The organism is uncultured Aquimarina sp., from assembly GCF_947492405.1.
Lineage (GTDB): Bacteria > Bacteroidota > Bacteroidia > Flavobacteriales > Flavobacteriaceae > Aquimarina.
Map to the genome: position 1 here is coordinate 1 of NZ_CANLMP010000023.1, position 992 is coordinate 992.

At 45.2% G+C, this 992-nt stretch carries 1 protein-coding gene; it reads right to left on the reverse strand.

Annotation, left to right across the window (positions count from 1 at the left end; genetic code table 11):
• Positions 1 to 992, reverse strand: a 992-nt coding sequence (locus tag Q0829_RS27490; RefSeq protein WP_298549298.1) for a Calx-beta domain-containing protein, incomplete at both ends; no start/stop codon positions are given.

Consider the following 992-nt stretch of genomic DNA (forward strand, 5'->3'; position numbering starts at 1 on the left):
GCTACTGCACTACCATCTGCCAATACAAATGGATAGGTAACTGGCTGTGGTGTGCTACCACTTAAGGTAATTGTATGTACTAAATCCGTACCCTCTGTAACTGTTGGACTGCTTACACTGGCAACCGTAGGATCTGCTGGATCTTGAATCGTTCCTGTGCCACTCTCGCCTCCAACCGTAACTGTAGTCGTCTCATCGCCCTCATCCAAAGCATCTACAATCGTAGGATAGGTAACCGTAAAGTCTGTAACTCCTGCTGGAACGGTAATCGTACCATTTACTGAATCATAAACAATACCTGGATCACTGAAAACTGGTGCATTCGTATAATCTCCAGGGGCTACTGCACTACCATCTGCCAATACAAATGGATAGGTAACTGGCTGTGGTGTACTACCACTTAAGGTAATTGTATGTACTAAATTCGTACCCTCTGTAACTGTTGGACTGCTTACACTGGCAACCGTAGGATCTGCTGGATCTTGAATCGTTCCTGTGCCACTCTCGCCTCCAACCGTAACTGTAGTCGTCTCATCGCCCTCATCCAAAGCATCTACAATCGTAGGATAGGTAACTGTAAAGTCTGTAACTCCTGCTGGAACGGTAATCGTACCATTTACTGAATCATAAACAATACCTGGATCACTGAAAACTGGTGCATTCGTATAATCTCCAGGGGCTACTGCACTACCATCTGCCAATACAAATGGATAGGTAACTGGCTGTGGTGTACTACCACTTAAGGTAATTGTATGTACTAAATCCGTACCCTCTGTAACTGTTGGACTGCTTACACTGGCAACCGTAGGATCTGCTGGATCTTGAATCGTTCCTGTGCCACTCTCGCCTCCAACCGTAACTGTAGTCGTCTCATCGCCCTCATCCAAAGCATCTACAATCGTAGGATACGTAACTGTAAAGTCTGTAACTCCTGCTGGAACGGTAATCGTACCATTTACTGAATCATAAACAATACCTGGATCACTGAAAAC